The organism is Simiaoa sunii (assembly GCF_014337175.1).
GTDB classification, from domain to species: Bacteria; Bacillota; Clostridia; order Lachnospirales; family Lachnospiraceae; genus Acetatifactor; species Acetatifactor intestinalis.
Genome location: NZ_CP060633.1, coordinates 338410 through 365061 on the forward strand (window position 1 = coordinate 338410; position 26652 = coordinate 365061).

Annotated in this window: 27 protein-coding genes; 14 read left to right on the forward strand and 13 right to left on the reverse strand. The window is 48.3% G+C overall.

Annotated features, from left to right (window positions below):
• Positions 1-17 precede the first annotated feature (17 nt).
• The 9 genes from H9Q77_RS01630 to H9Q77_RS01670 all read left to right on the forward strand — a co-directional run bounded on the left by H9Q77_RS01630 (position 18) and on the right by H9Q77_RS01670 (position 7153).
• Positions 18-200 (forward strand): DUF951 domain-containing protein, encoded by a 183-nt coding sequence (locus H9Q77_RS01630; RefSeq protein WP_118547288.1) that lies wholly within the window; start codon positions 18-20, stop codon positions 198-200.
• Between the two features lie 98 nt (positions 201-298).
• Positions 299-589 carry a 30S ribosomal protein S6 gene (gene rpsF / locus H9Q77_RS01635; protein WP_022154888.1) on the forward strand — a complete coding sequence of 97 codons (291 nt, stop codon included), beginning with the start codon at positions 299-301 and terminating at the stop codon, positions 587-589.
• Positions 590-610: 21 nt separating this feature from the next.
• Positions 611-1069 carry a single-stranded DNA-binding protein gene (locus H9Q77_RS01640; RefSeq protein ID WP_022154889.1) on the forward strand — a complete coding sequence of 153 codons (459 nt, stop codon included), beginning with the start codon at positions 611-613 and terminating at the stop codon, positions 1067-1069.
• 66 nt (positions 1070-1135) lie between these two features.
• Entirely contained in the window at positions 1136-1399 is a 264-nt protein-coding gene (gene rpsR / locus H9Q77_RS01645) for a 30S ribosomal protein S18 (RefSeq protein WP_022154890.1), read from the forward strand.
• 79 nt (positions 1400-1478) lie between these two features.
• A complete protein-coding gene (locus H9Q77_RS01650; protein ID WP_249326399.1) occupies positions 1479-2309 on the forward strand; it encodes a TrmH family RNA methyltransferase in 831 nt (276 codons plus the stop codon).
• Between the two features lie 145 nt (positions 2310-2454).
• Positions 2455-4506, forward strand: coding sequence for a DHH family phosphoesterase (locus H9Q77_RS01655; RefSeq protein ID WP_022154892.1), 2052 nt, complete (start codon positions 2455-2457; stop codon positions 4504-4506).
• 24 nt (positions 4507-4530) lie between these two features.
• On the forward strand, positions 4531-4977 hold the full coding sequence (gene rplI, locus H9Q77_RS01660; RefSeq protein ID WP_022154893.1) for a 50S ribosomal protein L9: 447 nt from the start codon (positions 4531-4533) through the stop codon (positions 4975-4977).
• Between the two features lie 17 nt (positions 4978-4994).
• Positions 4995-6350, forward strand: a complete 1356-nt coding sequence (dnaB, locus tag H9Q77_RS01665) for a replicative DNA helicase (RefSeq protein WP_118547298.1) — start codon at positions 4995-4997, stop codon at positions 6348-6350.
• Between the two features lie 119 nt (positions 6351-6469).
• Positions 6470-7153, forward strand: coding sequence for a helix-turn-helix domain-containing protein (locus tag H9Q77_RS01670; RefSeq protein ID WP_022154895.1), 684 nt, complete (start codon positions 6470-6472; stop codon positions 7151-7153).
• Positions 7154-7187: 34 nt separating this feature from the next.
• Here H9Q77_RS01670 and H9Q77_RS01675 read toward each other — a convergent pair whose 3' ends face one another.
• From H9Q77_RS01675 to pflB, 3 genes are all read right to left on the reverse strand, one after another.
• Positions 7188-7358, reverse strand: coding sequence for a DUF362 domain-containing protein (locus H9Q77_RS01675; protein ID WP_022154896.1), 171 nt, complete (start codon positions 7356-7358; stop codon positions 7188-7190).
• A gap of 137 nt (positions 7359-7495) precedes the next feature.
• Complete coding sequence (gene pflA / locus H9Q77_RS01680) at positions 7496-8233, reverse strand: pyruvate formate-lyase-activating protein (protein ID WP_022154897.1); 738 nt, start codon at positions 8231-8233, stop codon at positions 7496-7498.
• Between the two features lie 127 nt (positions 8234-8360).
• A complete protein-coding gene (gene pflB / locus H9Q77_RS01685; RefSeq protein WP_118551066.1) occupies positions 8361-10628 on the reverse strand; it encodes a formate C-acetyltransferase in 2268 nt (755 codons plus the stop codon).
• Between the two features lie 420 nt (positions 10629-11048).
• Here pflB and H9Q77_RS01690 point away from each other — a divergent pair, with 420 nt between their 5' ends.
• Positions 11049-11240 carry a DUF1858 domain-containing protein gene (locus H9Q77_RS01690; protein WP_117465768.1) on the forward strand — a complete coding sequence of 64 codons (192 nt, stop codon included), beginning with the start codon at positions 11049-11051 and terminating at the stop codon, positions 11238-11240.
• 256 nt (positions 11241-11496) lie between these two features.
• Here the strand turns inward: H9Q77_RS01690 and H9Q77_RS01695 are convergent, their stop codons facing one another.
• The 8 genes from H9Q77_RS01695 to H9Q77_RS01730 all read right to left on the reverse strand — a co-directional run bounded on the left by H9Q77_RS01695 (position 11497) and on the right by H9Q77_RS01730 (position 19930).
• Positions 11497-14091 carry a LysM peptidoglycan-binding domain-containing protein gene (locus H9Q77_RS01695; protein WP_249326400.1) on the reverse strand — a complete coding sequence of 865 codons (2595 nt, stop codon included), beginning with the start codon at positions 14089-14091 and terminating at the stop codon, positions 11497-11499.
• 19 nt (positions 14092-14110) lie between these two features.
• On the reverse strand, positions 14111-16282 hold the full coding sequence (locus H9Q77_RS01700; protein ID WP_249326401.1) for a LysM peptidoglycan-binding domain-containing protein: 2172 nt from the start codon (positions 16280-16282) through the stop codon (positions 14111-14113).
• Positions 16279-16632: a hypothetical protein gene (locus tag H9Q77_RS01705; RefSeq protein WP_249326402.1), complete on the reverse strand. Its 354-nt coding sequence runs from the start codon at positions 16630-16632 to the stop codon at positions 16279-16281. Before H9Q77_RS01705 ends, H9Q77_RS01700 begins: the two co-directional genes overlap by 4 nt.
• Before the next feature lie 173 nt (positions 16633-16805).
• A complete protein-coding gene (locus H9Q77_RS01710; protein WP_118669401.1) occupies positions 16806-17435 on the reverse strand; it encodes a PrsW family glutamic-type intramembrane protease in 630 nt (209 codons plus the stop codon).
• Positions 17432-18058 carry a histidine kinase gene (locus H9Q77_RS01715; protein WP_249326403.1) on the reverse strand — a complete coding sequence of 209 codons (627 nt, stop codon included), beginning with the start codon at positions 18056-18058 and terminating at the stop codon, positions 17432-17434. The genes H9Q77_RS01710 and H9Q77_RS01715 overlap by 4 nt, the downstream gene beginning before the upstream one ends.
• On the reverse strand, positions 18042-18407 hold the full coding sequence (locus H9Q77_RS01720) for a DUF4179 domain-containing protein (RefSeq protein WP_249326404.1): 366 nt from the start codon (positions 18405-18407) through the stop codon (positions 18042-18044). The genes H9Q77_RS01715 and H9Q77_RS01720 overlap by 17 nt, the downstream gene beginning before the upstream one ends.
• On the reverse strand, positions 18394-18942 hold the full coding sequence (locus H9Q77_RS01725; RefSeq protein ID WP_118538469.1) for an RNA polymerase sigma factor: 549 nt from the start codon (positions 18940-18942) through the stop codon (positions 18394-18396). The genes H9Q77_RS01720 and H9Q77_RS01725 overlap by 14 nt, the downstream gene beginning before the upstream one ends.
• A 259-nt stretch (positions 18943-19201) precedes the next feature.
• Positions 19202-19930: an adaptor protein MecA gene (locus H9Q77_RS01730; RefSeq protein WP_249326405.1), complete on the reverse strand. Its 729-nt coding sequence runs from the start codon at positions 19928-19930 to the stop codon at positions 19202-19204.
• A 747-nt stretch (positions 19931-20677) separates the two neighbouring features.
• Between H9Q77_RS01730 and H9Q77_RS01735 the strand changes: the two genes are divergently transcribed.
• Entirely contained in the window at positions 20678-22378 is a 1701-nt protein-coding gene (locus H9Q77_RS01735) for a glycosyl hydrolase family 18 protein (RefSeq protein ID WP_249326406.1), read from the forward strand.
• Positions 22379-22436: 58 nt separating this feature from the next.
• On the opposite strand, the gene H9Q77_RS01740 is transcribed toward H9Q77_RS01735, so the two are convergent.
• Positions 22437-23279: an LPXTG cell wall anchor domain-containing protein gene (locus H9Q77_RS01740; protein WP_249326407.1), complete on the reverse strand. Its 843-nt coding sequence runs from the start codon at positions 23277-23279 to the stop codon at positions 22437-22439.
• 27 nt (positions 23280-23306) lie between these two features.
• Entirely contained in the window at positions 23307-24056 is a 750-nt protein-coding gene (locus tag H9Q77_RS01745) for a class B sortase (protein ID WP_249326408.1), read from the reverse strand.
• A gap of 254 nt (positions 24057-24310) precedes the next feature.
• Between H9Q77_RS01745 and H9Q77_RS01750 the strand changes: the two genes are divergently transcribed.
• From H9Q77_RS01750 to rpiB, 3 genes are read left to right on the forward strand one after another with little or no spacing between them, the layout of a single operon-like run.
• Complete coding sequence (locus H9Q77_RS01750) at positions 24311-25057, forward strand: N-acetylmuramoyl-L-alanine amidase (RefSeq protein WP_249326409.1); 747 nt, start codon at positions 24311-24313, stop codon at positions 25055-25057.
• A 42-nt stretch (positions 25058-25099) separates the two neighbouring features.
• A complete protein-coding gene (locus H9Q77_RS01755) occupies positions 25100-26164 on the forward strand; it encodes an L-threonylcarbamoyladenylate synthase (RefSeq protein ID WP_154495421.1) in 1065 nt (354 codons plus the stop codon).
• A gap of 29 nt (positions 26165-26193) precedes the next feature.
• Entirely contained in the window at positions 26194-26625 is a 432-nt protein-coding gene (rpiB, locus tag H9Q77_RS01760; RefSeq protein WP_249326410.1) for a ribose 5-phosphate isomerase B, read from the forward strand.
• Positions 26626-26652: the final 27 nt, after the last annotated feature.

Here is a 26652-nt window from a genome sequence, read left to right on the forward strand (position 1 = left end):
AGACGAGGAAGAGCGTTATGGATATTAATGTGGGAGATGTATTGAAACTGAAAAAACAACATCCCTGCGGAAGCAGAGAATGGGAAGTACTCCGCGTGGGAGCGGACTTTCGACTGAAATGTCTGGGCTGCGGTCACCAGATTATGATCGCACGGAAATTACTAGAAAAAAATGTGAAAGAAATCGTTGAAAAAGCTTGAAAAGTGCACGGGGATATGGTAACATGTTCTTTCGTGAGACACTTTATTCCTTGCTCATATGTGAAATATGGGCCAGAGACCAAAAGGAGGTAACTAACATGAACAAGTACGAATTAGCCGTTGTTGTTAGCGCTAAGATCGAGGATGATGAGAGAGCAGCCGTTGTTGACAAGTGCAAGGCACTGGTTGAGAGATTCGGCGGCAACATCACAGAAGTGGACGAGTGGGGCAAGAAGAAGCTTGCTTACGAAGTTCAGAAGATGAAAGAAGCTTTCTACTACTTCATCAGATTCGAAGCTGAGAGCACTGTTCCTGCAGAGATCGAGAGCCGTGTTCGTATCATGGACAACGTGATCAGATACTTATGCGTTAGACAGGACGAGGCATAAACAGAAAGCGAGAAGCGAAATATGAATAAAGTAATTCTTATGGGACGTTTAACAAGGGATCCTGAGGTGAGATATTCTCAGGGAGCTACCGCAACAGCGATCGCTCGTTTTTCCATTGCAGTAGATAGAAGATTTAAGCGTGATGGCGAGCCGGATGCTGATTTTATTAACTGTGTAGCGTTTGGTAAGACTGGTGAGTTTATCGAGAGATATGGCCACAAGGGAACAAAGTTCGTTGTGGAAGGACGTATCCAGACCGGCAGTTATACCAATAAGGATGGACAGCGTGTGTACACTACCGATGTAGTGGTTGAGAACGTAGAGTTCGCAGAGAGCAAGAATGCATCTGCCGGCAGTAATGACGGTGGATACCAGAACGCTGGTTTTGGTGGTGGTAATAATGCCCCCGCTCCTTCCGGAGCCGGTGATGGTTTTATGAACATCCCTGACGGCATCGATGAAGAATTACCCTTTAACTAAGTTTCAGTGACAAGCGGAGCTGACACCCGCCTCTGCCCTGACAGATTCCGATAGGAGGTAATAATAATGGCTTTTAATAAGACTGAGAAGACCGATTCTCCGATGAGAAAAAAAGGCGGTATGCGCAGAAGAAAGAAAGTTTGCGTATTCTGTGGTAAAGATAATGTAATCGATTATAAGGATACAGCTAAGCTGAAGAAGTATGTATCTGAGAGAGGTAAGATCCTTCCTCGTCGTATTACCGGTACCTGCGCAAAGCATCAGAGAGCACTGACCGTTGCCATCAAGAGAGCACGTCACGTAGCACTTATGCCTTACGTAGCTGAATAATTCAGACTAAGACAGTAGTAAGAGACCAGCCGCAAAAGTGGCTGGTCTTTTTTCGACGTATGCAAGGAGACGAAGCGGCATGAGAAGAATACCAATCACAGATTTACATACACCGGAACTGGAGATTTACAACGAACGCAGGGAAATACAGCTGCTCCGCTATTACGAACCGGCGCCCGGGTTGTTCATTGCGGAGAGCGCAAACGTGATCCTGCGGGCGCTGACGGCGGGATACGAACCGTTGTCGCTTCTGATGGAACAGAGAGAAGCGGATTCCGAGAAGGGAAGAGAAGTCCTGGGGCGGATCATGGAGAGATCGGAGGAAATTCCTGTCTATGTGTCATCTAACGAGGTATTATCCCAGATCTCAGGCTTCAAGCTGGCGCGTGGCATGCTCTGTGCCATGCGGCGGAGAGCTTTGCCGAAGATGGAGGAGCTGTGTCGGGATGCCAGACGCATCGCTATCATGGAAAACGTCGTGAATCCCACGAATGTAGGAGCAATCTTCCGCTCCGCAGCAGCGCTGGGAATTGATGCGGTGCTCTTGACTGCAGGCTGCAGCGACCCTTTGTACCGTCGTGCGGCGAGAGTCAGCATGGGGACGGTATTCCAGGTGCCCTGGACTTTTCTGGGGACGGAAGATTGGGCGGATCGCACGATGGCACAGCTGCGCGGCATGGGATACCGTACCGCAGCTATGGCGTTAAAGGAAGACAGCCTGTCACCGGATGCCCGGGTATTACATGAAGCGGAAAAGCTTGCAATTATTCTGGAGACGGAAGGGGAAGGCCTGGCAGCGGACACTATCGCAGACTGTGATTACACGGTCTGCATCCCTATGGCAAGAGGTGTGGATTCCCTGAATGTAGCGGCAGCCAGTGCAGTGGCATTCTGGGAATTATGCAGATAAGAGCGATTTTAACCTGAAATGCTGACAAAAAGCACAAATTTGACAGAGGAATATTGTCTATTCGTCAAAATAATATGGTGGCATAGTGGTATATTATTTGTTATAATAGAAGTTGTCGAACGCAAACATTGAGAGGTGTTCTTTGATGAAAAAACGAATCAGACTGAAGGGAAGAATCCGTACATATATTCAGTTCACCCTGTATCTGGGACTTCTGCTGCTGGCAATTGATGCCGCGGTATTTATGTTGGATTTTCGTGCCGGACTGCTTACTTTCGGATTTACGATCTTCTATTTTGCAATTACACTGACATTGTATTTCTATAATAAACCGATCATTATGAATGAACTGATCAGTTTTGCCACGGAGTATGGACAGATCCAGCGGAAACTGTTGCGGGATCTGGAACTGCCTTATGCCCTTTTGGATGATTCCGGCAAGGTGATCTGGACGAATATTGCCTTTGAAAATGTGGTACACCAGCCAAAGGGATATAACAAATCCATTACTTCCCTGTTCCCTACCATTACCAGGGACAGGCTTCCGGATGATTCCGGTGTGGATGAGGCACAGTACGAACTGGAGTATGAAGGCTGTGAATACGTAGCAAAGTTCCGTAAGATTTCCCTGAAGGAAATGGCAGAACACAGCGATATGATCGATGCGGAAGGGTACAACGGCTATTTGATCGCGGTCTATCTGTTTGATGAGACCGCGCTGCACATTGCATTGCAGGAAGTGGATGATCAGAGCCTCACGGTGGGAATGATCTACCTGGATAACTATGAGGAAGCGCTGGAGAGCGTAGAGGAAGTCCGCAGGTCCCTGCTGATCGCATTGATTGACCGTAAGGTGAACAAATACATTGCTTCCCTGGATGGTATCAGTAAAAAGCTGGAGAAGGACAAATACCTTGTGATCATGCGGAAAAAAGCGGTGGCGCAGCTGCAGGAGAGCCGTTTTGATCTGTTGGAAGAAGTGAAGACCGTTAACATCGGTAACGAAATGGCTGTGACTATCAGTATCGGTATCGGACTGGATGGTCTGACCTATGCACAAAATTATGAGTTCGCCCGTACTGCCATTGATCTGGCATTGGGACGTGGTGGTGACCAGGCGGTCATCAAGACTCCGGAGAGCATTACCTACTACGGTGGCAAGAGTCAGCAGGTAGAGAAAAATACCCGTGTCAAGGCGAGAGTAAAAGCCCACGCCCTGCGGGAGATCATTACCGGCAAGGATCGCGTCATTGTTATGGGGCACCGGATGCCTGATGTGGACAGCTTCGGGTCTGCAGTGGGTATCTACCGGATTGCCCAGACTTTGGGCAGAAAAGCCCATATTGTACTGAACGAGGCGACGACTTCTGTTCAGCCTCTGGTAGAGCTGTTTAAGAATAACCCGGAATATGATGAAGATATGATCATCACCAGCCAGCAGGCAATTGATATGGCAGGCAGCAACACCGTACTGGTAGTCGTGGATGTCAATAAGCCGTCCATTACAGAATGCCCGGATCTGTTGCGCTTCTGTAAATCTGTAGTGGTTCTGGACCATCACAGACAGGGCACAGAGACTATAGAAAATGCCACATTATCCTATGTGGAGCCTTATGCATCCTCGGCCTGTGAGATGGTATCCGAGATCCTGCAGTACACTTATGACAATATCAAGATCCGTACGGAAGAGGCGGATTGTATGTACTCCGGTATCATGATCGATACCAACAACTTTATGACCAAGACCGGTGTCCGCACCTTTGAAGCTGCCGCATTTCTGCGTAGAAATGGCGCAGATGTCACCAGAGTCAGAAAACTGTTCCGTGAGGATGCTGCAGAATATAAGGCAAAGGCAGACGCAGTCAGCCAGGCAGAGATTTACAAGCAGTTTTTTGCCATCTCTCTGTGTACCGCGGAGGATCTGCCCAGTCCTACGATCATTGGGGCACAGGCAGCCAACGAACTGCTGAATATCAAAGGAATCAAGGCAAGTTTCGTACTCACGGATTATCAGGGTAAGATCTATGTCAGTGCCAGATCCATTGATGAGGTTAATGTACAGATCATTATGGAACGTATGGGTGGCGGCGGTCACATGAACACTGCAGCCTGTCAGATGGAGGGTGTAGGATTGGTAGAAGCCATCGGCGTGCTGAAGCATACCATTGACGATATGTTGGAATCCGGAGAGATTTAGAGATAGGAAAGGCAGGTATATAACATGAAAATTATTTTACTTCAGGATGAAAAAAAGCTGGGCAAAAAAGGAGATATCATTGAAGCCAGCGAAGGGTATGCAAGGAACTATATTTTACCGAAAAAGATCGGTGTGGAAGCAACTTCCAAAAATATGAATGACCTGAAGCTTCAAAAAGCGAATGAAGAAAAAGTAGCACAGGAGAACCTGGATGCGGCAAAAGCTCTGGCAGCGGAGCTGGAGACTAAGCAGGTCATGGTTAAGATCAAAGCAGGAGAAGGCGGCAAGACCTTTGGCTCCGTATCTTCCAAGGAGATCGCAACTGCCTGCAAGGAACAGCATGGCATTGAAATCGATAAGAAGAAAATTGTACTTCCCGAGAGCCTGAAGAATTTTGGTTCCTATGAGGTGACAGTAAAGCTTCATCCTCAGGTGGCAGCAAAACTGACGGTGAAAGTTACGGAGGCATAGACAGGCCCATGCCGGCTATAGATGAAAATGTAATCAAAAGAATAATGCCCCACAGCCTGGAGGCAGAACAGTCGGTGATCGGATCTATGTTCATCGATACGGAGGCAATCGCTGCCGCGACGGAACAGATCTCGGGAGAGGATTTCTACAATCGTCAGTACGGTATTGTATTTGACACGATCGTGGAATTGAACAACGAGGGAAAACCGGTGGATTTTGTTACCCTGCAGGATCGACTGAGATCCAGGGAAGATGTGCCGCCGGAGGTCAGCGGACTGGATTTCCTGACGAACCTGATCGCATCGGTGCCCACCTCCGCTAACATTAAGTACTATGCCGGTATTGTTGCGGAGAAAGCAACCCTCAGACGACTGATTCGTACCAACGAAGAGATTGCCAATACCTGCTACAGCGGGAAAGAAAGTCTGGATACAATCCTGGAGAGTACCGAGAGCAAGATCAATGAGGTAGTACAGAAAAAGAATGTAAAAGAGTTCGTCCCGATCCGTACGGTGGTTATGAATGCTATGGACAAGATCGAGAAGGCATCCAAGCTTCACGGAACTGTTACAGGTATTGCCACCGGATTCATTGATCTGGATTATCGTACTGCCGGTATGCAGCCCTCTGATCTGGTGCTGATCGCCGCCCGTCCTTCCATGGGTAAGACAGCGTTTGTACTGAATATCGCGCAGCATGTGGCTTTTAAGCAGAATCTGCCGGTAGCCATATTCAGTCTGGAAATGAGTAAGGAGCAGCTGATCAACCGTATGTTTTCCCTGGAATCCAGCGTGGATGCACAGAAGCTTCGTACCGGCCAGCTGAATGACCAGGAGTGGGAGCGACTGATCGAGAGTGCCGGTGTCATCGGTAAATCCAAACTGATGATTGATGACACGCCGGGCATCAGCATTGCAGAGCTCCGCTCCAAATGCAGAAGAATGAAACAGGAAAATGGACTGTCCATGATCATCATCGACTATTTACAGTTGATGTCAGGCAGCGGCGGCAGAAGCAGCGACTCCAGACAGCAGGAGATCTCCGATATTTCCCGTTCCTTAAAGGCGGTAGCCAGAGAGTTATCCGTACCGGTGCTGGCTCTGTCCCAGTTGAGCCGGGCGGTAGAACAGAGACCGGATCATCGGCCGATGTTGTCCGACCTGCGTGAATCCGGAGCTATCGAGCAGGATGCCGACGTGGTAATGTTTATTTACCGTGATGATTATTACAACCATGATTCACCGGACAAGGGTATTTCCGAGATCATCATTGCCAAGCAGAGAAACGGTCCGATCGGAACCGTACAACTGGCATGGCTGCCGGAGTACACCAAGTTCGCTAACCTGGAAAACGACAGAAAAAAAGATTTTTAAGTATCCTGCGAATACAGAATATAAAACACGAAAGAGAACAAGTAAGGGAAATTCCCCTGTACCTGTTCTCTTTTTTATTTCACATTTTCATAATATGACAATTTAGAAAAGGAGAGATTATGGGAGAGTATTTATTGATTTCGGATGCGGCAAAACAGGTAAAGGTGGAGAGCCATGTGCTTCGTTACTGGGAGGAAGAACTGCACCTGCCCATCAAACGTAACGAATTGGGGCATCGCTATTATACGAAAGAAGATGTAGAACGTTTCAAAGAGATCAAGAGCATGAAAGAAAGGGGATTACAGTTGAAAGCAATTAAAATGATATTAAAGGACGGGAAACTGGATGTGCTGCCGGAGGAAACGACAGAAAAAGAAGCAGCTGCCGCACCGCGTATGGCAATTGAAATTGTAGATGAGACAGTGAAGAAAACAGTACCATCACCGGTGCAGGAGACCTCGCTGACAGGCGAAAACCGGGAGGAGAAGGTTAAAAGACTACAGTGGATTCTGCAGCAGATGATCCGTGAAGCCGTAAAAGAAAATAATCAGGAGCTATGTCGGGAATTAAAGGAGAGCATGGTGAAAGAACTGGATTATCAGTTCCGTAGCAGAGAAGAGCGTGAGGAAGAGCGGGATCGCAGGCTGGAACAGCGCAGCGAAGAATATTATCAGAAGATGGACGAGCTGTTACGGAAAAAGACCAAAGGACGGTTGCAAAAACAACCAAAAGATACACCCGTGAATCCAAAAGAGAATGAAAAACATAAAGCAGAAAAAAAGAAAAGGCATTTCATTTTCTGAAATGCCTTTCCAAGGTTGCATTTTAAGTCGGAAATTAATCCTCTGCGATAGCACCAACGGGGCACTGACCTGCGCAGGAACCGCAGCTGATGCACTTATCTGCATCAATTTCGAACTTTCCGTCGCCCATGCTGATAGCGCCAACGGGGCACTGTGCTTCACAAGCTCCACATGCTACACAAGCATCACCAATAACAAATGCCATAATCTTTTCCTCCTATTTTGCGTGTATCAAATCATATTGTTTGATACAAATTTATCAATATAACTATTAGTATTGTAATATAAATAGGGCTTGAATACAAGTCTTATTTAGTATTTTTTATCATTAGTTACAGTTGTTTATTTATATTTATTGAACTCCAGGATCTTCTTCGCATTCTGAATTCTCTCCTCGGTGGGGGGTTCCACACCTTCCAGCTTATAGGGGATTCCCAGCTCTTTCCATTTGTATGCCCCTAATGTGTGATAGGGAAGAACTTCTACCTTCATAACGGTATCCAGAGTGTCAATGAATTCTCTTGTTTTCTTCAGATATTCGTCATTGTCAGTGATTCCGGGTACCAGCACATGACGGATCCACATGGGGATACCCTGTTCGGAGAGGTATCTTGCGCAGTCCAGAATGTTTTTGTTGGTATGGCCGGTGAGTTTTTTGTGCTCCTCATCATCAATATGCTTGATGTCCAACATGACAAGATCGGTATATTTCAGTAATTCGTTGAATTTGGAGAAGAAGGGCTCTTCTCTGGTAAAAGGCTGTCCGGAAGTATCAAGGTCGGTGTTGATGCCTCTCTCGTGAGCCTTACGGAAGAGATCGATGAGAAAATCAATCTGTAATAAAGCTTCGCCGCCGCTGACGGTGATGCCGCCTTCTTTGCCCCAGTAGCTGCGGAAACGCTCTGCCTTATCCAGAAGCTCGTCTGCTGTCATCAGATTGTCAGTGTCGGGATTCCAGGTATCTACATTGTGGCAATATTGACAACGCATATTGCAGCCCTTGAGGAAGATAAGATAGCGGATTCCGGGTCCGTCTACTGCGCCGAAGGATTCTAATGAGTGAATTCTGCCTTTGATCATTGTAATAATCTCCATTCTCTGCCATGCAGGCAGCTGAGGGGTGAGTGTTACGAATAGTATATCCAAAAAGGGACCGGACATTACTGCCCGGCCCCATATACATCAATTATCTCAAAACCTGTAAGAATTACAGACTCTTATGGCAGGTTCTTGCGATAACATCATCCTGCTGCTCCTTGGTCAGGCTGATGAACTTAACAGCATAACCGGATACACGGATGGTGAAGTTAGCGTACTCAGGCTTCTCAGGATGAGCCTGTGCATCTAACAGCTTCTCGGTACCGAATACGTTAACGTTGAGGTGATGAGCACCACGATCGAAGTAACCATCCATTACACGTACCAGAGTTTCTTTCTGCTCGTCAAGGTTGTGACCAAGAGCGGAAGGAGCCATAGTCTGGGTATTGGAGATACCATCCAGAGCATACTCATAAGGCAGCTTAGCTACAGAGTTCAGAGAAGCCAGCAGACCACTCTTCTCAGCACCGTAGGAAGGTGATGCACCGGGAGCGAACGGTGTGTAAGCTGCTCTACCATCGGGCAGAGCACCGGTAGCCTTACCATATACAACGTTAGAGGTAATGGTCAGTACGGAAGTGGTAGGCTCAGAATTTCTGTAGGTGTGGTTCTTCTTGATCTTCTCCATGAAGGTCTTCAGCAGCCATACAGCGAATTCATCAGCTCTGGGATCATCGTTACCGTACTTAGGGAAGTCGCCTTCGATCTTGAAGTCTACAGCACAACCCTGGTCATCACGGATAACCTTAACCTTAGCATACTTGATAGCGGACAGGGAGTCAGCTACATGGGACAGACCTGCAATACCGGTTGCGAAGGTTCTTCTTACATCGGTATCGATCAGAGCCATCTCAGCTGCTTCGTAGTAGTACTTATCATGCATGTAGTGGATCAGGTTCAGGATGTTAACATACAGAGATGCACACCAGTCAAGCATGATGTCATATTTATGCATAACTTCGTCGAAATCAAGGTACTCGGAAGTGATAGGAGCGATTTCAGGACCACACTGCATATGTTTGCCGTCCTTGTCCAGATGCTTCTCATCCTTACCACCGTTGATAGCGTACAGTAAGCACTTAGCCAGGTTAGCACGAGCACCGAAGAACTGGATCTCCTTACCGGTCTGAGTAGCGGATACGCAGCAGCAGATGCTGTAGTCATCACCCCAGATAGGCTTCATAACGTCATCGTTCTCGTACTGGATGGAAGAAGTATTCACAGAAATCTTAGCTGCGTACTTCTTAAAGTTATCAGGCAGAGCGCTGGAGTACAGAACAGTCAGGTTCGGCTCGGGGCTGGGTCCCATGTTCTCCAGAGTATGCAGGAAACGATAGTCGTTCTTGGTAACCATATGACGGCCGTCCATGCCGATACCACCAACTTCCAGAGTAGCCCATACGGGGTCACCGGAGAACAGCTGGTTGTAAGAAGGAATACGAGCGAACTTAACCATACGGAACTTCATGGTCATATGGTCGATCAGCTCCTGAGCTTCTTTCTCGGTCAGGGTGCCTTCCTTTAAGTCTCTCTCAATATAGATGTCCAGGAAAGTAGAGATACGTCCAACGGACATAGCTGCACCGTTCTGGGTCTTGATAGCTGCCAGGTAACCGAAGTATAACCACTGGATAGCTTCCTTGGCGGTGGTAGCGGGACCGGAAATATCGTAGCCGTAGATCTTAGCCATTTCCTTCATTCCCTGCAGAGCCTTGATCTGATCAGCGATCTCTTCTCTCAGACGAATGATTTCCTCGGTCATAACGCCGGTACCGCAGTTCTTCTTATCCTTCTTTTTCTGCTCGATCAGGAAATCGATACCATACAGAGCAACTCTTCTGTAGTCGCCTACGATACGTCCACGACCATAGGTGTCGGGAAGACCGGTAACGATATGGGTATGACGAGCAACCTTCATTTCATCGGTATAAGCATCAAATACTGCCTGGTTGTGAGTCTTGTGATACTCATTGAAGATCTTGTCATATTTTTCATTTACTTCGTAGCCATAGGTGCTTGCTGCCTGCTGAGCCATCTTAATACCACCATAAGGCATGAATGCTCTCTTTAAAGGCTTGTCTGTCTGCAGACCAACGATCTGCTCCAGATCCTTCATAGATTCATCAATATAGCCAGGGCCATAAGCGGTCAGACTGGATACGATCTCTGTTTCGCATTCCAGAACGCCGTTATGCTCACGCTCTTCCTTCTGTAACTCCTGAAGTCTGCCCCAAAGCTTATCAGTTGCTTCGGTAGGTCCCTCCAGGAAGCTCTCATCTCCATCATACGGAGTGTAGTTGGTCTGGATGAAGTTACGTACATTGACGTCTACATCCCAGTGGCCATCTCTTTTAAAGCCTCTCCATGCTTCTGCCATGAAAATTTACCTCCTTCTAGTAAAAACAATTAATATTATCAACTGAGAGTACCAGTTGCGCTGGCGTCCCAAGCTGTTTCTTTACGATAAAAGTGTACTACCTGACAAGGGTAAGTGTCAACAGTTTTAGGTAATGTACGCGCTTTTGTACATCAGCTCTGACATAAAAAGACTATCCCCTGGTGAGGGCGCTTGCGCACAAAGCACGAAAACCTCTTTTTCATGGACAAAGCGCACCAACATGAAATAAATGTGAGCTACGAAGCGGCGCCATTTGTGAAGCAAATGCTTTTATGAATGTGGTTTGCGGCAGAGCTGATCCCGGGGGAGGAACAAATGCTGATGTACAAGAATATTCTTGTAATCTTTTGGGGAAAGTATTATACTAAAAAAGCCTTATACGGCAGAAAGGAGACCGATATGACCGGAGTAACAAAAGACATGACCATTGGCGAGATCTTACGTGCCAATCCTGAAGTAGCTCCCGTACTCCTCGATGCAGGAATGCATTGCCTGGGATGCCCTGCTTCACAGGGAGAGACCCTGGAAGAGGCAGCTATGGTACATGGCATTGATGTAGATGAGCTTATGAAAGTGATCGAGGAGCTGTAAGCTTTGTATGTCTGTTTTGGAAACATCACCTGACCGGGGCACACAGGTGAAACAAAGTATTTATGGAATTTCATAGCTCAGATTTCCGCGCAATCGAAATGTGTCCGCCGATTGCGCGGATTTGAGAAATCTAAAGAATTCAAGGAACTCAGATCATCGGCCTCTGGCCGTCTATTTTTTCGTTTTTTCCCTTAGATAAAATATTCAATCCGACATTATGAAGTATGACTGGCCCGGTAGATTCTTTCAGGGGAGGCTAATTCTGTGGTACTTTCAGTTCCCAGCCGGAATAAATCAGAGCAGGGTCGCGGATCAGTTCCCGGTTCAGGGAGATGATCTCGGCCACGGAGCAGCCGTACTTTCTGGCGATTTTCCAGAGGGTGTCGCCCTGTCTGACGATGTATATCCCACTTTTCTTATTCTCAGGCAGAACAGCATCGGGAGTGCCACCTGTGATGGGCGCTCCGCTTTGGGGAATCTTAAGCTGCCAGCCGGCGTGAATCCGGTTCGGGTTCTTGATCCGGTCACTGTTGGCTACCATGATCTCGGTTATGGAGCAGTTGTATTTTCTGGCGATTTTCCAGAGAGTGTCACCCGCCTGTACGGTATAGGTCAAATAAGAGGTGGTGTTTTTCACGACAGGAGAGGGAACTTCACGGTCGGTCTGTTCTCCTGAGCTGCTGTCGTCAGTCTTATACTGCTCTACGATATTGCTGGTGTTGTTGCCGGGAACGATGGGAGTCGTGTTCCGCATCCACTTTGCGTAGAATACCTTGTCTCCCGTATCGGTACCTGTGATCTCTGTGACGGGCGAACCGGAAAAACTGCTGTCTGCGTACCAGCCGTCAAAGCGATATCCCTCGCGGGTGATATCATCGGCGGTCGGAAGAACTGCTCCGGTGCCGTAAGTGTAGCCGGTTACTTCTTTTCCGCTGGCAATCGTACCGCCGTTCATCTGCAGCGTTACGGAATAGGGGATGCCTTCAAAAACCGCTTTCACGGTTACGGGACCCTCCGGCATGGTAAATGTATTGTCGTCCCCGATGCTTAGGGTGTCAGGATTTATCGCCCATTCCTTGAGGCAATAGCCCTCATGCGGTGTGACACTCAGCGTAACCTTGTCACCCGCTGCCGCAGAAGTCGGACTGGCCTGCGCAGTGCCTTGTCCCTCGGTCAGGACATCTATGGCATATAACCGCGCCCATTTTGCCTTCAGTGTCATCTTTCCAGTAACAGGGGTGTCAAAGTCAAACGCTGTGTTTTCATCTGTCTGATACCAATAGGCAAGACGATAGCCGCTACGGGCAGGGGCAGGAGGAGTGACTGTAGTATTCTCCATCACATGACGATTTTCTGCTTTAGCTGTTTCGTCATTCCACTCAAAGGTTACCGGATACCATGTGGAACCGCCGCTAGCCGGCAGGGTTGCAAACGCCCCGCCATTAATTGTACCGATATTGGTCACTAATCCATAGAATACACCGTTGTTAATCGTTCCCTTATTTGTTACCGCCCCATAGAATTCGCCTCCGGAAATAATACAGGAATATCCGTCATTTAACACCGTATCCATAAACTTGCCACCGGAAATTGTAGCGTATGAGCAGTTTACAACATAGCCTTTGAAAATAGTGGTTTCACTGCTTCCGCCGGTAATCAATCCGCTTGAATAATTATACATTGAGCAGTTATTTGATCCGGCCGGCGACGCTGCCACTGTTCCGCCATTGGCATGCATTATGCCGCCTTCAATACATATATTATCCCCAGACAATAGGTTAAAGTAGTGAACCGTTTGAGCTGTATTACTGCCAATAAATGCGCTGCCGCTCATCGTAAAAACAGGACGACCTCCTAGCTCTGGCGTTATGCCTACGCCACCGCCATTGCCAGAGAGACGACCGCTGACACTGCATTCCGTAATGCTTCCGCCTGTCATGGTAAAGCGCGCACCCCCCGCCGGATCCCCGGCTGCACCCGTTGCGCATACCCCGCCACCATAACCATGAGAAGGACTATTGACTACACAATGTTCAATGCTGCCGCCTTCCATAATGAATTCGCTGCTGCTCCCCTCGAGCCATACGCCGCCACCATAGGCAAAATAAATATCCACCAAACAACCTATGATGCTTCCACGCATCATGCGGAAGGTGCCGCCTTTAATACACACACCGCCTCCGCCCGAGCCATCGCCGCCGCCGACCTTACAGCCGACAATATTTCCCCCTTCCATTGTCAGCCTGCCGCCATCATGGATATACACGCCGCCGCCATATGGGGCATCACCTCCTGTGATAATGCCGCCGGAGACATTTTCCGTGCCATTTACTTCATCCGGTACCCACAGGCCGTTACTGTCCGGGGTAAAATGGTGCGAAGCCGTTGCATCACTGTCCTGAAGCGTCAACACGCCGCCACTTCCCACCGTGATAACGCTGCCCTGGACAGTATTGTTTTCATATTTGAGTATATGGCCGTTCAGGTCAAGAGTGACGGTACGGCTGACAACCAATGTAGAGTCGATAGTAATATCTGCCATCAGTTTGACAGTGTCATTTGCACTGTTTTCCAACGCCGCGGTCAGTTCTGCCGCTGTCGTCACCTCTGCTACACTGTTTGCAGCAAGTACAGCCACGGACAGCCCATTCAGGGTCGCCGTAGCTACGTTTTCTGATACACTGGAGGCTTCGTTTCCAGATACACTTTCCTGCGAATAGAACTCCGCTGCGTGCTCTTGGGTATTTGCCATCTGTCCGGTTTCCGCTGCCGATACCGGCGTGGAGACCAGAGAAAGTACCATGCAAATGCAAAGCAGTGCCGCATAAATTCGTTTTCTTTGTTTTCTCACTTATTTGTCCCTCCGTTCCTTAATTCTGTGGTACTTTCAGTTCCCAGCCGGAATAAATCAGAGCAGGGTTGCGGATCAGTTCCCGGTTCAGGGAAATGATTTCAGCCACGGAGCAGTTGTACTTTCTGGCGATTTTCCAAAGGGTGTCGCCCTGTCTGACGATGTATATCCCACTTTTCTTATTCTCAGGCAGGACAGCATCGGGAGTGCTGCCTGAGACGGGCGCTCCACTTTTGGGGATTTTAAGCTGCCAGCCGGCGTGGATCCGGTTCGGGTTCTTGATCCGGTCACTGTTGGCTGCCACGATCTCGGTTACGGAGCAGTTGTATTTTCTGGCGATTGCCCAGAGAGTGTCACCTGCCTGTACGGTATAGGTCATATAGGAGGTGGTGTTTTTCACGACAGGAGAGGGAACTTCACGGTCGGTCTGTTCTCCTGAGCTGCTGTCGTCAGTCTTATACTGCTCTACGATATTGTTGGTGTTGTTGCCGGGAATGATGGGAGTCGTGTTCTTCGTCCATTTTGCCTTGAGGGTCATAGTGCATTTGACTGTATCCGTGTCAAAGTTCCATTTTGTTTCCGTACCGTTGTTATCATAATACCAGCCTTCAAGACTATGCCCCTCTTTGGTGGGAACAGGATACGGTGCGGTGAGTGCCGCTCCGTCCTTGCTCCAATTTACTTTCTTGGTGATGCTCTGGTCTCCATTGTCCGGGTCAAAAGTGATCACGAGCATACCGTTCAGGGTGGCACCGCTGAAATCACCGTCTAAAACCGTACCATCATTGTTCGTGATCGCGCCGGTGAATGTGCCGCCGTTAATGGTACCACTGCTCTCATTTATGACCTCATTCTTGAATGTGCCCTTCCGGATGGTGCCGGTGTTGGTCACTTTGCCATGGAACTCAGTGCTGCCGGCGGCACCCTCACTGCCGGTGATCGTGCCGCTGCCGTACTCGTTGGTATCGTTCGTCATTGTGCCGGTTATTTTGCCGCCGTCAGCATTCAGGATGCCAACGTTTGTTACATCTGTGTAGATTTTTGCATTGTCGCTTATAGTAAGAGTAACTCTCTGAGTGGAAGTATTGTATACAGAGCTTGCATCATTCGGATTACCAGGATCACCGATCGTGCCCCCTGTCATGGTGAACTGATTATCATTCCACACCCCGCCGCTTGAAGCATACTGGGGGGCGGTGCTGATGCTGTCTTTAATCGTACCGCTTAACATAATAAAGGATCCAGAGTTGTACACACCGCCGCCGTATAATCCTGTGCAGGTACGGATTGTTCCGCCGTTCATGATAAAGTAGCCGATGATATTTGAATTCCACAGGGCGCTGATGTCCACACCACCACCCCCGGATTGTGCGTTGCAGTTGCGGATCTCAGAGCCGGAACCCATGGTGAATGTGCACCCCGGGGAGACAGACACACCGCCGCCGTTTTTTGCCGCGCAGCCGATAATACTTCCGCCCGTCATGGTGAATGTGCTGCTCTTGCCGATGGAAGAGTCATAAGCAAGGTGTACACCGCCGCCGAGACCACCTGCCGAGCATCCGACGATGCTGCCACCGGTCATGGTCAGTTTACCGCCGACATTAACAAGCACACCGCCGCCATCACTGTGGGCAAAATTACCGCCACCGCCCGTAATAACCCCACCAGAGACGATTTCCGTGCCGGTGTCTTTGTCCAGTTTCCATAGGCCACATCCCCACATATCTGTATAGTTCGGGTTAAATTTATGTTCTTTGTTGGGAGTGCTGTCCGCAATTGTCAGATTGCCGCCCGACTCTACCTTGATTACGCTGAAGCCGCCGGTCATTTTCAGTACATTACCGTTCAAATCCAGCGTCACAGTGCGGTTAACTGTCAGAGTACTGCTGATTTCAACATCACCCTTCAGTGTGATCCTGGAAATACTGCTATCTGCCAGTGCAGCCGCCAGTTCTTCGGCTGTCGCCACCTCTTTCACACCGTTTGCAATCGGCAGTGCTGTGTACAGCCCGTTCAGGGCAGCTGCCGCTTCATTTCCCGATGCGCTTTCCGGGGATCCCGGACCCTCTGTGGATGTCGGGGGATTCGTCAGATGTCCGGTTTCTGCTGCCGATACCGGCGTGGAGACCAGAGAAAATACCATGGAACTGCAAAGCAGCGCCGCATAGAACCGAATTTTTTGCTTTTTCATGAATTTTTTTCCTCCCGTTGTTGTGATGCGTTTCCTTTTCCCGTGCCTTGTCCGCGGTGTTCTCTTTCCCGGAGTCTGATACACAGTACTGTGATCATGACCGCCGTGGCGAAAGAAATTACCCCCACCAGCACATAACCGCCGGCGTCTTCATGCAGCAGGATAGAACCGTACATTCCCCGGGCGGTGATCTGCGTCTGACCGGCTGCAGTGTACACCGTTCCCACAAGGAACACAGACAATGCTGTGCACAGGGCAGACAGCCGGCAGATCCCGCGGCGCTTCTTCCGGCGATATTTTTCATGCACCCGTTTTTTCACAAGTTCGACCCGCTTTTCTGTATCATACATATCGTTGAAAACCTCCCTTCGGAAAGTAAAGTCATAAAATACATATGCCCTTCATCTAATTAGGTACAAAAAAGCGAAAAAACTCTCACCTGAAAATCAAATTTTTTGAAAAAAGTTGAAAAAAAGTTGAAAAAAACAGGAGCTGCCGACAGCAGCTCCGCAAAAGACAGGATTCAGTTGTGACTCTGGGGCAGGCGGACAATCAGTTTTCCCACCGTCAGGATCAGCACAGGCAAAATGTATGCGATATACTGTATCGCACCGCCATAGGCGATCAGAAGATTATAAATCGCATGAAAAGTGATGGCTGCCCCGAGCAGACCGCAGGTTCCGGCAATCTTCAGCCAAGTGCGCTGCCATACATACGCCAGCCCACCGCCGACGATGGCACCACAGATCACATGCATGGCACCCGTTCCAATGCCCCGGAAAAAGATAAAGGAAAAATGTCCGGCTCCGTTTTGAATCAGATAGCAGACATTCTCAAAGGTGGCAAAGGAAAGTGCAACGATGATGGCAGCATTTTTTATCGGCACCGGTTCAGGCTCAAATACAAGAAGATAAAAGAGCAACGGCAGGAGTTTCATCACTTCTTCTACCACAGGTGCGATCTCTGCGGTGGCGGCAATCGTATCTGCTGCGTAAAGAGCGGCAAAGAAGGTATTGATGTAAGCGGAGAGCAGGCATGCCCCCATTCCTGCAAGACAGCACAGAAAGAATTTGGCCTGCCGCCTACCCATGCACAGGGCGGCGATCAACAGGGGTGAGGCCATACAGATAAATACATTTTCAATATAGGTCATGTCCGCACCGCCTTTCCTGTGGCAGGCAGCAGCCCGAAAAGGCAGAACGTCAGCAGAAGATCACACCAGCAATAGGGACTGAAGATAGAGTCGCCCGGCCAGAAGCAGCCGGAGGTCCACAGAGCGTATTCTACCGCAACATAGCAGAGAATTTCGATGTGAAAATACCGCAGGTTCCGTCCTTTTCCCGTCTGTGTCTCTGCGTAGACAAGACCGTGGATGGAACGATAGGAGACAAGGATCATCATGCCGCACCAGAGCAGGTTGGAGAGAATGTCACCAAAGGTACAGTAAAATGCGCACAACGGAACTCCGATCAGCGGAGCCAGCAGGGATTTCCGACAGGAAAAGCTTCTTTCCTCCGGGGAGGAGAGAGTATATTGTAGGAGATAGAGAAAAATAACGCTGGAGACCCAGCCGAATTCCGATACATAAAAGATCCGTGGTGTTTCGGAAAACAACAACAGATATAATGTCCAGTACAGGGAGCCCAGTGCGAAACAGCCATAAAAGCAAATCAGCAGAAAATATGACAGTGTCCGATGCCTCAGATAACGAATGCCGCTCAGACAGAAGCCCAGCAGGGTGACGAAAAATTGCAAAAGATTAATGATCAATTCCATTGGCGCGGTCCCCCCTCTGCTCTGCCTGATCTTCTTTGTCCAGCAGATGGACACGAAAACACAGGATCGTCACGCATACGCCGAGAAGAAATGAAAGCACCCCTATTATGATATATTCAGGTGCAGCACCTCCACCGAGGATCGTTGCCGCCGTTTCATATCCGGAGGAGTTCCCCGGCACCATTTGTCTGGAAATCCCGGACATGACAAAGGAAGCCCCGAAGATCACAGCAAGGCATGCCGCTATGCAGGAAATAGCAACGATCCGCCGCTGTTTCCGCCTTTTTTGCCGCTCTTTTTCCGCAATCCTTCGTCGGACTTCTGCAATCCGTTCCTCATGACTCCGCATTTGTTATTCCCTCCCGTTCCAATAATCCCCGCAGACGCTCTTTTCCCCGGTACATTATATTAGTGATCTGCTTCACGCTTTTTCCCATAACTTCAGCGACCTGCCGGTAACTCATACCCTCAAAATAGGTCAGATAAAGAGCTTCTCTGTAATCCGGATGCAGTTCACCCATGCATAAATGCAGAATCTGATTTCGTTCTTTTGTCCGGATCACCTCATCCACCAGTTTCCCACCTTCCGGCTCTTTGGTCAGATCATCAAGACAGAAGTGATGTCGCCGGATGCTTTTATGGCGCAAAGCTAAATGGCGCGCAGCTTTATACAGGTAAGCCCTGAATCCGCCATCCCGGATATGGGGCCTTTTGGCGAACAGGTAGGAAAATACTTCTATCATCAGGTCCTCCGCCTCGTGAATGTCATGCAGATAGCCGTTGATGTATAAGGTCAGTGGATTGTCGTATTTTCTTATCAATTCTTCCAGCCCTGTTTCATCGCCACTTAAATATTGTCGGTATAATTCTTCGTCGGAAATCATATCGTGTACATCCTTTCCACTGTAACCGGCGTTTTGACCCTTTGTAATTCCGAATGTGTATGGAATTGCGTAAGCTACATTGCAACGGAGCAATTCATGTATTAAATTTTATTATATGCGAATAAGACTATATTTTCAAGTTACGCGTTTCCCAGCTTCTTTTCTACAGACTCTCGCTGGGAGAGACAGGTATAAAACAACCATAAAAATAAGAGAGTCCCCACAAAGTGGGAACTCTCCTGAATGTTACAATCTGTTGTTACATTGAAGTATTAGAAAGACGCTGTAAAGCATGTTCGGCGATCAGTGTGGAACAATGTTCCTCAAGAAAAGTAAGGCTTGCCGGTGTGGAACGCTTGGGAATACCGTATTCAGAGATGACATTGCAGACACGGTCGAAGACCTCGCGATCTTCTTCGCCCTGCGTCAGGATCAGATAATACCCGTCGGCACCCTCTTCGTGATACAGAGTGCTGAGCCCATGATAATGGCTTCCGGCTATTACTGCCGCATTGATCACCTGTTTCAGAGATTCCATACGGAACAGGCGGGAACGTACACTGTCACTCTCCTCGGGAGCGGACGCGGAAGGAGCTTCAGGAGCGCTTGCAGTATTGTCTTCGCTCTGGATACGGCGGAACAGATCCAGAACCTCGTCTGCAGTGCTCTCATCACTGTCCTCATCACTTTCTTCCGTAACGGAAGGAGCAAAACGGGAAAAGCGGGTATCCAGTTCATCCGGGTCTTCTACTTTGGTAATGATCAGCACGATGCAGTCCGCATTCAGCGGGATGGCCTCGATCATCAGAGGGATGTCTTCGGCTTCAAAGCCAAATTCAAAATTGGCCTGCTGCATCATGTCACGGAATAGGGATTTTGCCTTTTCCGTACCGTAGGCAAGCTCACTTATTTTTAATTCGCGGCTGGCGAGATCCTCGCGGGTCAGCGTGCAGCGAATCTGATTTTCATTTACTTTTTCTATTTTCATGCGACAACACTTCCTTTCTGCCTTCGCATTGGTATGGTATATAGCTTATACTTTCCCTATATTTTAGTCAATAGAAGCCTTTCACAGTTTAAAAAAATTTAATAAAAGAGCTTGTCAAACAAGGCATTACAGTATATAATCTCACCTATAGATGCCTCTGATACTCCGGTACGGAGAGGAGGCTGACGGATTTCTTATTTTCTTGTTGATTTACGAGGAACGATTCGTTCCGTTTCATCCCATTTTTATTTGTATTCACAAAACGATGGAGAGCATTTATTGTTTTGTAAAATATAGTATGGAGATGTCTTACAGGCGTATACGTGTCTGGTCATAATATTTCAACGAAATTTTTCACAATCATAATTCCAATGTTTTATTTGAACTACCTTAAAGAAGTACCGTCAGAGGCATTTATATTCATACAAGTACCGGAAAACGCAGCAGAGGGATAAGTGTTTCACGAATACTTTTGGTCCAAAACTGCTGTGGATGGCCCGGAACTGTCATTTAGGAGGTGTCAGCGCCCGTATGGCCGGAACGGTCAGAGGGGAAGGAACATACGCTGCGGGACTGCAAAATGGGATTGCCTCTCTGGCTGTGTCCTGCAGTGTGTGACTGAATGAGTATTGTTCCTTGTATTATATGCGGGAATTGTGATAGAATAAGACTGTTCTGCCGGGAGACGGACGGAACGAAAGAAGAGGCAAGAACAATGCGGGGAATCCCCTGCGGATGGGAGCACATATGAAGAAAAAAGTATTACCGGTGATCGTGGCGATCCTGCTGATCCTTGTGATCGGTGGCTGCGCACTGGGCAAAGTGCTGTTGGATAAATATTCCTACAGCAAGGAAGAAGCCGACTGGAATGAATTCTATCAGGTGTCAGAGAACGACAGGAGTGCCATTATTTTACAGAATGAAATGGTGGAGGAACAGGCACTGATCAAAGACGGTGTGTGCTATTTCGATCTGGCAACTGTTCATAAATATATGAACGAAGTATTTTATGCGGATATGACAGAGAATCTGTTGTTATATGCTACTCCGACAGAAGTGATCCGGACAACATTCGGAGAGACTGCATATACGACAACGGAAGGAACACAGGAAGCCGGTTATGTGATCAGCTTCGCGGACGGAGATAACGTATATGTGGCAGCTGACTATGTAAAATTGTTTACGAATTATTCCTATGAATGTTATGACAGACATGTACAGGTCAATACCGAATGGGGAATCAGACAGGTAGCACAGCTGAAAAAGGATACCGCAGTCCGGCTGAGAGGCGGCGTAAAGAGCCCGATCCTGACACAGGCAGTCAAGGGAGATACCCTTGAGATACTGGAACAGATGGAGACCTGGAGTAAGGTAAAGACAGCGGATGCAGTCATCGGATATGTGGAAAATAAACGCCTGGGTGAGATCACGGAGGAGACGGAAACACCGGTGACAGATTATCAGGCACCGGAGTATACATCCCTTACCGCAGACAGCAAGATCTGCCTCGGCTGGCATTCCATAGGAGGTGTCGCAGGTAATGATACCTTATACTCTATGGTGTCCGGCACGAAAGGAATGAACGTGATCGCACCTACCTGGTTCAGTATGACGGATGAAAACGGAGCGTTCCGAAGCTTTGCAACAGCGGGTTATGTAACGACCGCCCATCAGATGGGACTGCAGGTGTGGGGTGTGCTGGATAATTTTAATTATGCGAATGAAAACGGCATATCTATCAGTACATTGAATATGCTGTCATCCACCACGGCCAGACAGAACCTGGTGAAAAATGTGACGGATACGGCAATGGGACTGGGACTTGACGGGATTAACGTGGATTTCGAACAGCTGAGCAGTGACTGCGGACCGCATTATGTGGAGTTCTTAAGAGAACTGTCCATAGAGTGCCGCAATAAGGGATTGGTACTGTCAATCGATAATTATGTACCTTTTAATTTCAATGACTACTATCGCCTGGATATTCAGGGAGAAGTTGCGGATTATGTGATCATCATGGGATATGATGAGCACTGGCACGGAAGCAAGGATCCCGGAAGTGTTGCAAGCATCAGCTATGTATCGGACGGACTGGATAGAACGCTTCAGGAAGTACCGGCGAATAAAGTAGTGAATGCACTTCCCTTCTATACGATCCTGTGGAAGACGGAAGGAACGGATGTGACAGACGAATATATCACAATGCGCAATGAAGCAGACTTCATGAGTAAAGCAGGCGTGAGTGCAGAATGGGATGAAGTGACCTGCCAGAATTATGCGGAATGGACTTCCGGTAGCGTAAATTATCAGATCTGGCTGGAGGATGCGGAATCCATCGCTGTGAAGCTGAATATGATGACTACCAAGAATATCGGTGGTGTGGCAGTATGGAGACTCGGCTACGGAACACAGGCAGCCTGGGAACTGATCAACGCCTACCTGCAATAATAAGCAATATAAAATGCCTGGCCGTTTTGGCCAGGCATTTTGTGCTCTTATAATGTAATTATGCGTTTTTCTTACGAAGTGCATATCCGGATACAACACAGAGAGCTGCGGCACCCAACAGATAAATAGAAAGAGCGCTTTCACCGGTCTTGGGCACATCATCGTATGCAGAAGAGGAAGCAGCGGGCTGAGCAGTTGCAGCGGGCTGAGCAGTTGCAGCAGGCTGTGCAGCTTCAGCGGCGGCAGCGGGAGCAGTCTTGCTGTAATATTGTGCATCGGTTCTTAAGGCGCCATCCTCGGTGTACAGCTTATTGGCTGCAAAATTATAGTAGTCATAATAAGTCTCCATGGTCTGACCGTCTTTGGCAGACAGATGATTTACCGTACCGACAACAGTGATATAGGCATGCAGATTGTTGTATTCACTGCCGTAGCCGTACATTTCCAGAGTGTCAACGTTGTTATTGAAATTAACGCGAGCACCACCGTATACATAGGCATGAGATACATCACCGTTAATTGCCGCGGTAGTACCGTCCAGAACATAAACATTGTCATAACCTTTTGCAGTGATGACAGGAGTCTTGACACTGTTCTTGATCGTCAGGTTACCCAGACGTACGGGAACATTCAGGTTCAGAGGGTTACAGTCAACATCATTCTGGACTACGATGTAGTCACCGTCTTTGATTTCCTGCATCATATAGTAAAGCTCGCGGTCCTGAACTTCTTCGGACCATGAGGATGCAGGCTTGAAGCGCCATTCACCTTTGGAGGGGGAAAAGTTCAGAACATAGGTGTTGGGTTCTGCTGCGTTGGCTGTGATCTTGCCGAATGCGGGAGCAGTCAGGCACACAGCTGCAAGCGTAAGCAGTGTAACGATTTTTTTCAGTTTTTTCATAAGAAAATCCTCCTGATAGATTGTTGGTTATTCCTGTATGGGAAGGTAGTGATCGCCAGGTTCCGTTTCCTTGGCAACGACTACAAACCGGCCCTGCTCTACGTGATACACGCAGGTAGACAGTGTCAGAAAATGATCCCCGAACTGTGCGGTAACACCGGTATCATACTGGGATAACTGCTTGATATTGTTATAAAAGTCATCAAATTCTTCCTGGGTATCCGCCTGGAAAAATTTGTAGAACTTAAATACCTGATCGGTCTTCCGGTAGACCTGGGAACGAAAGACAGCAATGACTTCGTAATTGCGCTGACATTCTTCGGTGTACAGGATAATATTTTTGTGATTTTCGTAAAAATCCGGATCCTCATAATCCGTGAGATTGCCAAACATGGCACCGGATTTCATGTTGTGACCGTGAATGATGAGATTCGTGGAAAGGGGATCCAGGCAGCTGTCCGTATCTAATATGAGGCAGCCGTTTTTATTCTCACTGCCGTCGAAAGCACGATACAGATAATAGGACTCATCTCTCGGAGTCCACATCACCGGATAATCGATCCCGGTGCCGGGAATCTGCAGCCATGCGCCCATGTCTTCGTTGGCAAGAAAGCTGTCGGCGTAAGGATTGGGAACCCTGGTGACCTCTTCCGGAGCGGGAACCGCTTCTTCCGCGGCGGATTCCGTCGTAGCAGCTGCAATGGTCTCAGGTTCCGAAGAAGGAACGGTCTCTGCCGGAGACTCAGTGGGTCTTAAAGCATCCAGGGATTCTTCCATGTGCCGGTCCTCCATGTGACCCCTCACGAAGAGAATGATTGCTGCCAGGATACAAATTCCGGCCAATATAAATAAGATTACGGAAAGTGTTTTTCTATTCGATTTCATGTGTTTATTATACGCTGAACAGGCAACAGGATGCAATAGGTTAAAACAAAAGGATTTCTTAATTTTGGAAGATTTTGCATCGGGAAGATATTTCCTGCGGAAAATGCATATAAAATCATATAGAATACAATAAGGCGGCTGAAAAAATGGAACAGAAGGCATTGAAACTGATCATGGCAGGGCTCTTAATTCTGTCGATGGCGCTGACCGGCAGGGAAGCAGCAGAATATGTTGGTGCGATGCATGCGGTAAATGCTTTGCGGGAGACGGGAATGGGGGCAGATGACTCCGGGAGACTCTGCGTGGTCGTCGATGCCGGACACGGAGGAGACGATCCGGGGAAGATCGGCATCAATGGGGCACCGGAAAAGGATATCAACCTTCAGATTGCTCAAAAACTGAAAAAATATCTGGAAGCGGAAGATGTGGAAGTGGTGCTGACCCGGGAGACGGAGGACGGATTGTATGATGCAAATGCTTCCAATAAAAAGGTACAGGATATGAAACGCAGGATAGAAATCATAGAAAAAACCGATCCTGTTTTGACGGTAAGTATTCACCAGAACAGTTATCCGGAGGAATACGTACATGGGGCGCAGGTGTTTTATTATACCGGAAGTATGGGGAGCGAGACACTGGCTTCCGGCATTCAGGATCAGCTGGTACGGGGACTGGACCCGGAGAATCATCGCAAAGTCAAGGCCAACGACAGTTATTATCTTCTGAAGAAGACCAAAGGAACCATCGTGATCGTGGAGTGTGGCTTTTTGTCAAATCAAGCGGAGGCGGAAAAGCTTTGCGATGAAGAATATCAGGATCGTATTGCATGGCTGATCCATAAGGGAATTCTGCGGTACCTGAAACAGTCTCTTTCCATTTTACCGCATCTATGATATACTATCTCCAAATGCATTAGAACACAGAAGGTAAAAAATATGAATACAGAGATCATCAAGATTCAACCCGGAGACGGTCCGGTCAGTGAGGAAGATGATGCTAAACTGAAAGCTGCCGGAGAGATTTTACGGCGGGGAGGTCTGGTGGCATTTCCTACGGAGACAGTATACGGTCTGGGCGGAGATGCATTGAACCCGACATCCTCAAAGCGGATCTATGCAGCGAAAGGCAGACCCTCGGATAATCCACTGATCGTGCATATTTACCGGTTTGAAGACATTTACAAAATAACAGGGGATGTGCCGGAAGAAGCACGCAGGATCGCCGATGCTTTCTGGCCGGGTCCCCTTACCATGATCCTGCCGAAGTCAGATGCAGTGCCTTACGAGACCACCGGAGGACTGGATACGGTAGCCATCCGTATGCCATCACATCCGGCGGCACAGAAGCTGATCGAGTACAGCGGCGGATATATTGCGGCACCCAGTGCCAATACTTCTGGGAAACCGAGTCCTACCGTGGCCAAATATGTCGTGGAAGATATGATGGGCCGGATCGATGCCATTATCGACGGTGGAGAAGTGGGAATCGGACTGGAGTCCACGATCATTGATCTGACGGTGAGTCCGCCGCAGATTCTCCGCCCCGGATATATCACCCGGGAAAAGCTCAGTGCGGTGTTGGGAACGGTGGACACAGATGCCACGATCCTGCGGGCAGACAGTGGACAGGCCCCCAAGGCGCCCGGTATGAAATACAGACATTATGCCCCCAGGGGAGAACTCACCATTGTGGAAGGTACGCCGGAACAGGTGAGAGAATATATCAACCGGGAAGCCGCAGCGGATCATGTGGCGGGAGAGAAGACCGGTATTATCGGAACGGAAGAAATGCTTTCCGGGTATACGGCAGATGTGGTAAAAAGTGTCGGCAGCCGCAGGGATGAAGACAGCATTGCCAGACATCTGTATACGATCCTGAGAGAATTCGATGATGAAGGTGTCACCAAAATCTATTCTGAGGGATTTTCCACGGATGGTTTCGGACAGGCTATTATGAACCGGCTGCTGAAGGCGGCGGGGCATAAGGTTGTAAAGCTTTAAATTTCATTTTAAATATAAGGAGAATAAAAATGATAGCAATCGCAAGTGATCATGGTGGATATGATCTGAAAGAAAAAGTTAAAAAATATTTAGAGGAGAATAATATTCCTTTTCAGGATTTTGGATGCGACAGCAAGGCAAGCTGTGATTATCCGGTATTCGGGCATGCGGCAGCAAAGGCTGTGGCAGCCGGTACCTGCGAAAAGGGCATTGTGATCTGCACTACTGGTATTGGTATCAGTATTTCAGCTAATAAAGTAAAAGGTATCCGTTGTGCATTGTGTTCGGAGCCGCTCTCTGCAAAAATGACCAGGCTGCACAATGATGCCAATATGCTGGCAATGGGAGCAGGTATCGTAGGAGAGAATCTGGCACTGGAGATCGTTGAGACCTTTTTGAACACACCCTTTTCCGGAGAAGAGAGACACAGCCGCAGAATCAGCCTGATCGAAGAAATCTGAGCTGGGGCGCAAAATACAACCAACAAC

What these genes read in the sequence shown, in the direction of transcription:
- H9Q77_RS01630 (WP_118547288.1), top strand. Translation starts at nt 18, where the DNA reads ATGGATATTAATGTGGGAGATGTATTGAAACTGAAAAAACAACATCCC.
- rpsF (WP_022154888.1), top strand. Translation starts at nt 299, where the DNA reads ATGAACAAGTACGAATTAGCCGTTGTTGTTAGCGCTAAGATCGAGGAT.
- H9Q77_RS01640 (WP_022154889.1), top strand. Translation starts at nt 611, where the DNA reads ATGAATAAAGTAATTCTTATGGGACGTTTAACAAGGGATCCTGAGGTG.
- rpsR (WP_022154890.1), top strand. Translation starts at nt 1,136, where the DNA reads ATGGCTTTTAATAAGACTGAGAAGACCGATTCTCCGATGAGAAAAAAA.
- H9Q77_RS01650 (WP_249326399.1), top strand. Translation starts at nt 1,479, where the DNA reads ATGAGAAGAATACCAATCACAGATTTACATACACCGGAACTGGAGATT.
- H9Q77_RS01655 (WP_022154892.1), top strand. Translation starts at nt 2,455, where the DNA reads ATGAAAAAACGAATCAGACTGAAGGGAAGAATCCGTACATATATTCAG.
- rplI (WP_022154893.1), top strand. Translation starts at nt 4,531, where the DNA reads ATGAAAATTATTTTACTTCAGGATGAAAAAAAGCTGGGCAAAAAAGGA.
- H9Q77_RS01670 (WP_022154895.1), top strand. Translation starts at nt 6,470, where the DNA reads ATGGGAGAGTATTTATTGATTTCGGATGCGGCAAAACAGGTAAAGGTG.
- H9Q77_RS01675 (WP_022154896.1), bottom strand. Translation starts at nt 7,358, where the DNA reads ATGGCATTTGTTATTGGTGATGCTTGTGTAGCATGTGGAGCTTGTGAA.
- pflA (WP_022154897.1), bottom strand. Translation starts at nt 8,233, where the DNA reads ATGATCAAAGGCAGAATTCACTCATTAGAATCCTTCGGCGCAGTAGAC.
- pflB (WP_118551066.1), bottom strand. Translation starts at nt 10,628, where the DNA reads ATGGCAGAAGCATGGAGAGGCTTTAAAAGAGATGGCCACTGGGATGTA.
- H9Q77_RS01690 (WP_117465768.1), top strand. Translation starts at nt 11,049, where the DNA reads ATGACCGGAGTAACAAAAGACATGACCATTGGCGAGATCTTACGTGCC.
- H9Q77_RS01700 (WP_249326401.1), bottom strand. Translation starts at nt 16,282, where the DNA reads ATGAAAAAGCAAAAAATTCGGTTCTATGCGGCGCTGCTTTGCAGTTCC.
- H9Q77_RS01705 (WP_249326402.1), bottom strand. Translation starts at nt 16,632, where the DNA reads ATGTATGATACAGAAAAGCGGGTCGAACTTGTGAAAAAACGGGTGCAT.
- H9Q77_RS01710 (WP_118669401.1), bottom strand. Translation starts at nt 17,435, where the DNA reads ATGACCTATATTGAAAATGTATTTATCTGTATGGCCTCACCCCTGTTG.
- H9Q77_RS01715 (WP_249326403.1), bottom strand. Translation starts at nt 18,058, where the DNA reads ATGGAATTGATCATTAATCTTTTGCAATTTTTCGTCACCCTGCTGGGC.
- H9Q77_RS01720 (WP_249326404.1), bottom strand. Translation starts at nt 18,407, where the DNA reads ATGCGGAGTCATGAGGAACGGATTGCAGAAGTCCGACGAAGGATTGCG.
- H9Q77_RS01725 (WP_118538469.1), bottom strand. Translation starts at nt 18,942, where the DNA reads ATGATTTCCGACGAAGAATTATACCGACAATATTTAAGTGGCGATGAA.
- H9Q77_RS01730 (WP_249326405.1), bottom strand. Translation starts at nt 19,930, where the DNA reads ATGAAAATAGAAAAAGTAAATGAAAATCAGATTCGCTGCACGCTGACC.
- H9Q77_RS01735 (WP_249326406.1), top strand. Translation starts at nt 20,678, where the DNA reads ATGAAGAAAAAAGTATTACCGGTGATCGTGGCGATCCTGCTGATCCTT.
- H9Q77_RS01740 (WP_249326407.1), bottom strand. Translation starts at nt 23,279, where the DNA reads ATGAAAAAACTGAAAAAAATCGTTACACTGCTTACGCTTGCAGCTGTG.
- H9Q77_RS01745 (WP_249326408.1), bottom strand. Translation starts at nt 24,056, where the DNA reads ATGGAAGAATCCCTGGATGCTTTAAGACCCACTGAGTCTCCGGCAGAG.
- H9Q77_RS01750 (WP_249326409.1), top strand. Translation starts at nt 24,311, where the DNA reads ATGGAACAGAAGGCATTGAAACTGATCATGGCAGGGCTCTTAATTCTG.
- H9Q77_RS01755 (WP_154495421.1), top strand. Translation starts at nt 25,100, where the DNA reads ATGAATACAGAGATCATCAAGATTCAACCCGGAGACGGTCCGGTCAGT.
- rpiB (WP_249326410.1), top strand. Translation starts at nt 26,194, where the DNA reads ATGATAGCAATCGCAAGTGATCATGGTGGATATGATCTGAAAGAAAAA.